5 protein-coding genes are annotated in these 9,245 nt (G+C 73.9%); 2 read left to right on the forward strand and 3 right to left on the reverse strand.

Going from position 1 to position 9,245, the window contains the following annotated elements:
* Positions 1–3,526: ATP-binding protein (locus E1291_RS34840; RefSeq protein WP_165495438.1), on the forward strand; the 3,526-nt coding region annotated here is incomplete at its 5' end.
* Positions 3,527–3,654: 128 nt separating this feature from the next.
* Positions 3,655–5,898 carry an MBL fold metallo-hydrolase gene (locus tag E1291_RS34845; protein ID WP_131742325.1) on the forward strand — a complete coding sequence of 748 codons (2,244 nt, stop codon included), beginning with the start codon at positions 3,655–3,657 and terminating at the stop codon, positions 5,896–5,898.
* A gap of 42 nt (positions 5,899–5,940) precedes the next feature.
* On the opposite strand, the gene E1291_RS34850 is transcribed toward E1291_RS34845, so the two are convergent.
* The 3 genes from E1291_RS34850 to E1291_RS34860 form a co-directional block, all read right to left on the reverse strand.
* Entirely contained in the window at positions 5,941–7,809 is a 1,869-nt protein-coding gene (locus tag E1291_RS34850; RefSeq protein WP_131742326.1) for a DUF2075 domain-containing protein, read from the reverse strand.
* Between the two features lie 134 nt (positions 7,810–7,943).
* The gene (locus E1291_RS34855; protein WP_131742327.1) at positions 7,944–8,303 is read right to left on the reverse strand and encodes a nucleotide pyrophosphohydrolase; all 360 of its coding nucleotides are present in this window, start codon (positions 8,301–8,303) and stop codon (positions 7,944–7,946) included.
* 245 nt (positions 8,304–8,548) lie between these two features.
* Positions 8,549–9,245 (reverse strand): hypothetical protein (locus E1291_RS34860; protein WP_207401102.1); only part of this gene is annotated, 697 nt, incomplete at its 5' end.

Below are 9,245 nucleotides of genomic sequence, written 5' to 3' on the forward strand. Positions count from 1 at the left end.
GCTGCTCGGCGCGGCGCTGCGGCTGCTCGACGGCGAGCCGCCGGCCGCCGCCGAGCCGCCCGTGGCCGACGTCCTGAACCGGCATCTGCTGCTGGCCACCGGCGTGCCGCTGCACCAGTCCACGCTGGAGCCCCGCGTCGCGCCGGGCGTCGCCGACCTCGTCCCGGTCGCGCTCGCCCCCGGCGAGGAGTGGGCGGCGGCGTTCGAGGCCCGCGCCGCGCGGCACGACCACGAGGGCACCCGCGGGATCGTCACGGTGCTGGAGCGCCGCGACCCCGAGGCCGCCGGGCGGCTGCGGGAGCTCCGCGACGAGCTCGCCGCGCGGGCCCGCGCGGCGCGCGACAGGCGCGTCGAGGACGTCCGCGACCAGGTCGCGATCTGGGTGCGGGACGGGGTGCTGGACGACGAGCGCGCCCGCGCCGCCGAGGAGACCCTGCGGGCGCTCGCCGGGGACCGGTTCGACTTCGACCGCGTCGAGGCCGACCTGGACGCGCTGCACGAGCGGCTCATGGCGGTCCGGCGCGCCGCGATCGAGGGGGAGCACCGGCGGTTCGCGCAGTGGCTGGAGGGCGGCGTGCGCATCGACCCGGCCGACATCGACCGCATCGAGAAGCGGATCGACGCGGGCGACCTCACCACCGCCCGCGAGTTCCAGGCCCAGGTGGGGGCGGGTAACCCGCTGCCCGAGGCGGCGGGCGGCACCGGGCACCTCGGCCGCTTCTATCCCGCCTTCCCCGAGGCGTTCGCGGGCATCGCCGTCCGGGCGGGCAGCCGCGCCCGCAAGCAGGAGACCAGCGAAGGGCTGACCGGCCTGAAGGACGCCCTGCAGCGCGGCAGCGACGTCGCCGATCTGGACCTCGGCGCGCTCCTCGCCGGCGCCGAGATCAAGATCCCGGCACTGCGGAACGCGCGTCGCGAGGAGGCCCGCGAGGGGCTGCGCCACTGGCAGGCGATCGGCCCCGGCCCGAAGACGGACGCGACCATCCGCCGCGGCGTCACCGCGATCCTCAAGATGATCGGCCTGGAGGGCGAGCCGCACGACGGCCCCAAGGAGCAGCACCGCACCTGGGTCGACCTGGAGGGCGTCCGGCGGGTGGGGGAGACGCCGCTGCCCGCGTTCGGGTCGCGGATGAGCCCGTCCGGCGACCGGCTCCGGGTCGTGCTGGTGTGGCGGCGGCCCGGCCCCCAGCAGCTGATCGAGCTGCTGAAGGGCCAGCCCGAGGACCAGACGATCCTCGTGTTCTACTTCGGCGCGCTGTCGGCGGAGGAGCGGCGGCAGCTCGCCGTCGCGGCCCGGCGGCGCCCCGCGCCGGTCACCGCCGTCATCGACGACGCCGCGATCGGCTACCTGGCGTGCATGCCGGAGGCCGACTGGTCGGTGGCGGTCGCGCTGACCGCGCCGTTCACCGCGACGAACCCGTACGCGCCCGTCGGGGACGTCCCGGACGAGATGTTCTACGGCCGCGACGACCAGCTCGGCCAGGTCACCGGCCGCGCCCGCTGCTCGTTCGTGTACGGGGGGCGCCAGCTCGGCAAGTCGGCGCTGCTGCGCAAGGCGCAGCGCGACATCGAGCGCACCGACCCGTCCCGCAAGGTGATCCTGGAGAACATCCAGACCGTCGGCAAGGCCGCGCCCGCCGAGTCGCTGTGGCCGAAGCTCGCCGACAAGCTCGCCCGCGCCGGGGTGATCCCGGCGGGCGCCGCGCAGCGCGACCAGGTGCGCGACGCCGTCCGCGACTGGGCCCGCGACGACCCCGGCCGCCAGGTGCTCGTCCTGCTGGACGAGGCCGACCACTTCCTGAACCAGGACGCCGTGGACGCCCGGTTCGAGAACGTCACCGCGCTGCGCGACCTGATGGACGACACCGGCGACCGGTTCAAGGTCGTCTTCGCGGGGCTGCACCAGACCGCGCGGTTCGAGAGCCTGCCGAACCAGCCGCTCGCCCACCTCGGCACGCCCGTCGCGGTCGGCCCGCTCGACGCCCAGGACGCCTTCGACCTGCTGGTGCGGCCGCTGGCCGCGCTGGGCTTCCGGTTCCCCGAGCCGCTCGCCGCGCGGGTGATCGCCGAGGCGAACAACGCGCCCGCGCTCGTCCAGCTGTTCGCCGAGGAGCTGCTGACCCGGCTGCGCCGCAACCTCGCCACCGTCCGGAACCTCCCCTACGAGATCACCCGGGACGACGTCGAGGCCGTCTGGCGCGACAAGTCCCTCGTCCGCGGCTTCCGCGACCGCTTCGAGTGGACGCTGAACCTCGACAAGCGCTACAAGGTCATCGCCTACACCGTGGCCCTGCACGCGCTGCTCGTCGGCACCGAGGAGACCCTCAGCGTCGGCGAACTGTGGGAGCAGTGCGAGCGCGTGTGGCGGGAGGGCTTCGAGGACTGCACCAGCGACGGGTTCCGGGGCCTGCTGGACGAATGCGTCAACCTCGGCGTCCTCGGCCTGTCCGGCGACCGCTACCGGCTCCGCACGCCGCACATCCTCAACCTCCTCGGCGGCATCGACGACGTCGAGGACGTCCTCGCCAACGCGGGCGAGTTCGAGCTGCCGGACGCCTTCGACGCGCACTCCTACCGGGGCGTCTACCACGACGGCCCCGAGCGCGGGCCGCTGACCAGCGCGCAGCTCGCCCGCATCACCCGCCCGCACGACCTCGTCCACGTCGTCGCCGGGTCGCGGGCCCTGCACGACGACCGCGTGTACCTCACGCTGAAGGCGGAGGAGACCCAGCGGACGGACCTGAAGGTCCACCGGGTCGTGCGGGGCGAGCTGACCTTCGACGGCGCACGCGGCCGCGCCGACCGCCACGGCGGCCACACCGTGATCGTGGTGGACGTCCCCGAGGGGCGGCCCGGGGAGCGGTCCGGGGAACGGTTCGGGCGCAGGCTCGGAGAGGCGCTCGCCGCGACCGCCGCCCGCCCGCGCGGCACCCTCGCCGTCGTCCTCGTCGCCGACCCGACCCTCACGCCCGCGTGGACGGAGGCCGCCACGCGGGACGGCGTCGAGCTGGTCGAGCTGCGCCGCTTCGACCGCCCCGCCGTCCGGCAGTGGATGTCGGAGGACTCCCAGCAGGGCTTCCCCGACGAGGCGGGCCAGGAGGCGCTGCTCGCCGCGACCGGCGGCTGGCCCTGCCTGATCGGCCACGTCGTGCACCGGCTCGCCGAGCACGGCGGCGACCGCGACGAGGCGCTGCGGCACTGCGCCGAGCGGCTGCGGCGCGAGCCCGGCGCGTTCGTCCGCTCCACCGGCGTGCTCGCCGACCCGGCCCTCGCCGCCGCCTGGCGGGTGCTCGCCGCCGAGGAAGCCCCCTACGATCCCGGCGACCTCGCCACCCTCCTCGACATGCACGGCGAGGAGTCCGTCCCGGCCCTAGCGCCCGCCGCGCTGTCCGGGCGGGGCTACACCGGCACCGCCGACCTGGTCGAGGCGTTCCGGGTGCTCGGCGCGCTGGTCCCGGTGGACGGCCGCCTCGCCTGCGAACCCGTCCTCGCCGAGGCGACCCGCCTGATGGAGACGGGCCGGTGACCGGCCCGTCCACGGCACCCGGCCCCACCCACCCTGCACCCCGCTTCGCCCCCACGGATACGGCCTCGATGTCCACCGTGTCTGAGCCTCAGGCGGCGCCCGTCTTGGGCGCGGCCTCGGTGCCCACCGTGTCCGAGTCGGATGCGGCGTCTGACCTCGCCGGGGGTGCGATAGCGGCCGCGTCCGGGCCGGATGTGACGTCCGTCCCGGGTGAGGGCGTGCTGCCCGCCGCGTCGTTCGGGCCCGCGTTCGCCCTGCCCGACGCGGCCGGGCCCGTGCTCGCCGCGGTCGCCGAGGTCGTCGGGTCCCGTCCGGTCGCCGGGCGGCTGTCCGGCGACCTCGTCCGGGAGCACACGTCCTTCCTCCTGCGGGCGATCGCGCGGTCGCCCGGCCTGCGGGCGCGCGCGGCGGCGCTCGTCGCGGCGGGCGACCCGCCCGGGCCGGTCCGCGACCTCGCCGCGCTCCTCCTTCACCCGGACGCGGCCGTGGTCCGGGCGGCGTTCGCCTGCCTGACCTCGGCGGCGCACCGCGTCCCCTCCGCGGGCCCGGAGGACGGCCGTCCCGGTGAGCGGCACGCGGCGCCGCGCGAAGGGGCCGCCGGACGGGCCCGCGCTCCCGGCCGGGACCGTGCCCTGGAGCGTGCCGAGCGGGCGAACGGCGAGCTCAAGAAGCGGCTGCGCACCGCGAACGGCAGGCTGGAGTACGCGCGGCAGGACGCCGCGAAGGCCACCCGGCTGCTCGCCGGGACCCGCGCGGCCCTCACCGAGCTCGACGAGCGCGTCGCGGCGCTCACCGAGCAGCTCGCCATCGCCCAGCGCCGCTTCCGGGAGCCGCGGCCCGTCGCGTCCGCCCTGCTCGGCATCCTGGAGCAGGCGCCCGCCACCGGCGACGACGCCGCGTCCCGCGACCCGCGGAACGCGCCCCGCCCACGCGCCGAGCACAACGCCCATCTCCTCGCGGCCTCCGCGGCGGCGGGCCTCGAACCCGCGGCGCTGCTGCGGATCCTGCGCGCCGTCGTCGACCCGCCCGCGCCCCGCGCCGCCGTCACCGCCGACCTCGGCCTGCGCGTCACCCCGCTCGGCGGCGGCACCGAGATCGGCGGGTCCTGCCTGCTCGTGGAGGCGGGCGGCACGCGGATCCTCGTCGACGCGGGGCTGCGGCCCGGCGCGGACCCCGCCCCGCCCCGCGACATCGACCGTGCCCTCGACGGCCCCCTGCACGGCGTGGTCGTCACCCACGCCCACAACGACCACTGCGGGTACGTGCCCGCCCTCGTCGCGCGGCGCCCCGGGCTGCGCGTCCTCGGCACCGCCGAGACCGTCCGGATCATGCCGCTGATGTGGGCGGACTCCGCCCGGCTCGCGCACCGCCGGGCCGCGCGGGCGGCCCGCTGGGGCGGCGCCGCGGCGCCGTTGACCGGGCCGGGGGAGGTCGAGCGGGCCGCCCGCCGCTGCGAGGACGTCCCGTTCGGTGCCCCCCGCCGCCTCGGCGCGCTGACCGTCGAGCTGTTCCCCGCCGGGCACATCCTCGGCGCAGCGGGCGTCGTCGTCCGCGCGGGCGACCACCGTGTCGTCGTCACGGGCGACATCTCGGGATTCCGCCAGGAGACCGTGGACGGGTACGCGCTGCCGGACGCGGCCCGCGAACCGGATCTGCTCGTCCTGGAGACGACCTGCTGCGGCGAGGACCATGACGGCCGCGCCGCCCGCGTCGGCGACCTCGTCCGCGCCGTCCGGGAGGTGTGCGAGGACGGCGGCCGCGTCCTCGTCCCGGCGTTCGCCCTCGGCCGCGCCCAGGAGATCGCCCTGCTCATGCGCGCGCACCTCCCGGACGTCCCCGTGCTCGTCGACGGCATGGCCGTGGACCTCAGCCAGCTGTTCGAGACGGTGACCGAGAGCGCGCGGCGGCCCCTGCGGATCCTCGGCGGCCACGTCGCCGCGGTCCGCGACCGTCCCGCCGAGCTCGACGCCTTCCGGACGGGCGTCGTCATCACGACCTCGGGCATGCTCAGCGGCGGCCCGGCCGTCCAGTGGGCCGCCCGTGTCCTGCCCGAGCCGCGCAGCGCGCTGTTCCTGTCCGGCTACCAGGCGGAGGAGACCCCCGGCCGGGCGCTGCTCGACGCCGCCGGGACCTGCACGCTGCCGTCCGGCGGCGGCGAGGTCACCGTGCCCGTCCGCGCGCGCGTCGCCGCGATGCGGCTGTCCGCGCACGCCGACCGCCGGGGCCTGCTCGACATCGCCGACGAGGTCGCCGCCCGCCGGACCATGCTCGTCCACGGCGTCCCCGGCCGCCAGCGCACCTTCCGCGAGACCCTCCGCCTCCGCAACCACCCGACCGTGGACACGGCCCCCTGGCCGGCCACCTCCCCCTGACCGGCCACGACGCCCCGCACCGACCGTGTCAGAGGCGTCCTCTCACCTGACCAGCCGCGACAGGAAAGCCTGGGTCTCCTCGTCCATCGAGTAGATCAGCGTGCCGACCATGCCACGGGTGAGGAGGACCTTGTAGGTGTTGCGGATGAGGTCGGCGGCCTGCTCGTCGGTGACGGTCTTCGGGCGGAGGGCCGGGTCGCGGCTCGCGGCTCGGTTGGGGACGAGCCGCCCGTCCCGGTAGACGAGGTCCGGTCCGAGGATGACCCCGTTCCAGTCGTACTCGAAGCCCTGCGCGGTGTTGACGCAGCCGACCTGGCCGAAGCCGCCCGGCTCGGTGGCCCACAGCTCGCTCGGCGGGGCGTCGCCGACGGCCCGGTCGCCCTTGACGTTCCAGGGACGCGCCCAGTCGCCGATGACGACGTCGGGGACCAGCGCGTGCTCGAAACCGTCCTTGCGCGGCTCGCTCCACGGCCAGCAGAACCCGGCCGTCATTCGCGCCGTGCGGTTCCGTTCGTGGTGGGACCGCAGGACCGCCTCCATCTCCTGCGGTGACTCGGCGAGCGAGACCTCGAAACCGTCGTCGCCCGTCCACGGCTCCGCCGGCCCCTCGTGCAACCCGAGCAGCCGCAGCACCCACTCCTCGTACTTGCGGCTCCCGCCGCACCGGAACTGCTCGTCCAGCGAGACGTGCTGGACCCGCAGTCCCTTGGACTCGGCGTGGTCCCGGATCTGGTCCAGCGTGCCCATCTCCCCGGGACGGACGTTCTGCTGCCCGTCCAGCAGGAAGACCGGTACCCGCGCCGCGTCGATCAGCTCGTCGACCTGCGGGCGTCCGGTGCGCAGCCGCGCCGGGGTGAACCGGTTCGCCGACACCTCGCGGATGCGGTGCGCCTCGTCGCAGATCAGGACGTCCAAGCCGTTCCGGTCGGCCTTCATGAAGCTGTTGAAGTAGGTGAACATCCCCTTCATCTGCGTCGACCCCTTGGCGACGACCTTGCGCATCGTCTGGGTGAACGACCTGGAGCCCGTCGCGTGCAGGACGGACACGTTCCGCCGCGCCAGCTCGCCGAGCAGCGCCAGCGCGATGACGCTCTTGCCGCTGCCCGGACCACCCGTGATCACCACGACGGTCTTCAGGTCCTCCCGGCGCGCCCTGTCGACCGCGTGCATGACGATCTCGAACGCCAGGCGCTGCTCGGCGAGCAGCACGAACTGTTCCCGCTCCCGGATCTCCCGGGCCGCGTACGCGAGCAGCTGCTTGGACGGCCGCACCTCGCTGCCGAGGAACCGGTCGGCCGCCGCGCGCCCCGGAACCGGAGCGAACCGGTCACGCAGGTAGTCGACGAAGGCGCCCCGCGTCGACTGGGTGAACAGCTGGGTCTTTTCGTCTTCGACGGCGTCGTACAGGTCGAACACGTCGCCGCGCTGGGCGTTGTGCAGATATGCGACGGCGTGCAGCGCGTCGGGATGCTCGGCGAGTTCCACCAGGAACCCGTTGATGTAGTCGGTGTACCCCTTGGCCTGCAACGCGGGATGAAGCTTCGGCTTTCCCGTCATGTTGTGCACCAGGACGCGGCTCGGGTCTTCGTCCCACACCTCAACACGGCCCCACTGCTTGAGCTCGACGACGACGTACGCGTCGCCGCCGGTGCGCCGATCGACCCCCGCGAGGACGACGTCCGCGCGCTTGCTGGTCAGCGGCAGCTTGTACTCGATGAGCATCTCGACCCCGCCGAGACCCGCCTCGACCAGGTCCTCGGCGACGACCGGGAGGCTTCGCTCCCACGAGCGTACTTCCGACGCCGAGACGGAGACACCGTCCCGCATCTTCAACTGCTCGGCGATGACCTGCGCGAAATGGCGTTCCACCGGTGACAACAGCGACTCGGCGGTGCGACGGAAAACCGTCAAGAACTTCCCCCAGGCAGCACGAAAGACTCGTGCGGTATGGGGGCATGTCCTCGCCCGCTCTCACGCGGGTCCGCGGAAGCCCGTCGGGCCGCAACTCACTAGGGGCAGAGGCTATCGGCAATCGCGGACAGTTCTCAGCCGGTCAGGGGCGGTGCCTTGCGGGCCGAGCCGCGATAGGTGGCGGGGTCATAGCGGCGCTCGCTCTCGTCGAGCTTGGCGTGGGCCGCCTTCACCAGGTCGATGCCGAGGACGTCGGCGAGGCGGGTCAGATAGAGGGCGACGTCGCCCATCTCGGCGCGGACGCGGCGCGCCGCCGCGGGGTCGTCCATCACCGCCGCCGACTCCTCCGGCGTGAGCCACTGGAACTCGGCGGCCAGCTCGCCGACCTCGCCCGCCAGCGCCATCGCGAGGTTCTTCGGCGTGTGGAACCTCTCCCACTCGCGCTCGGCCGCGAACGCCCGCAGCCGCCCCGCGAGCTCCCCGATCTCGTCCATCCCGCCAGGCTAGACGCACTCGGGCCGGCCCGGTTGCGCCAGGTTCCGCACCAGCCCGCGAGGACCTTGAGCCGCTGTTCCGGACGTTGTTTTCGCTCAGCGGACCGGGTCGTGTCCCGACCGTCGGACACGCCTCATCGAAATCGCGAGGACGCCCGGAGCAGCGGCACGCCCGAGGCTTGGTGCCGGGGGCGTGTCGCTGCCACTGGTGATTCACCATAAGCCGCCGGACGGATCGTGTTCCGTTACCAGCCCGCGTCCTTGTTCAAGAGCTGGTGCTTACGTTCGAGACAGAGGCCGAGGTCTCCGGTCTCGCAGTAGGTCAGTTCCATCCAGCTGTAGTCGGCGAAGTCCGGCCTGGTGGTGAGGTCGCTGGGATCGTACTTCTTGGCCGCGTCGAAGTCGCCCGCCACATCGAGGCGCAGCTGACCCTTCTGGGACCCGCTGAAGTCGATGCCGATGGCCCTCGTGGCGGTGTCGACGCGGAGTTCGTTCGTCCGGCACGCGTCCGTCAGGGGAATGGTGATGCTGCCGGTGACCCCTTCGTACGTGCCGCCCAGGGTCGTGGTCGCACCCGCCTTGCACTGGGTGCCGGGGCTTGTCGGCGCCCACTTGTTGAGCTTGACGAGCTTTGATTCGGTGCCCTTCCAAGGGCGTGATCGAATGGTGAAGTCCGTGGTCGTCACGTCATGGCCGAGGGCGGTCGTTCCTTCGGCCGGTGTCCAGAGCGCCCAGCGGTTGTAGATCCAGTGCTGCGTCTTCGGCTGATTGAACTTCTCGTAGCAGGTCACCAGCTGGTTATCCGCGTTGTCCTTGGTCGGGTAGTTCGCCTTGAACCACACTGAACCCTTTTCATCCTCGGGTGCTGTGGGTGACGCGGTGGTTTTGTAGGACGGCGATGGCTTTGACGATGTGGCCGGTCTTGCTCGGGCTGCAGCGCAG

The sequence above is a fragment of the Actinomadura roseirufa genome, from assembly GCF_900659635.1.
Classification (GTDB): domain Bacteria; phylum Actinomycetota; class Actinomycetes; order Streptosporangiales; family Streptosporangiaceae; genus Spirillospora; species Spirillospora roseirufa.

What these genes read in the sequence shown, in the direction of transcription:
- E1291_RS34855 (WP_131742327.1), bottom strand. Translation starts at nt 8,303, where the DNA reads ATGGACGAGATCGGGGAGCTCGCGGGGCGGCTGCGGGCGTTCGCGGCC.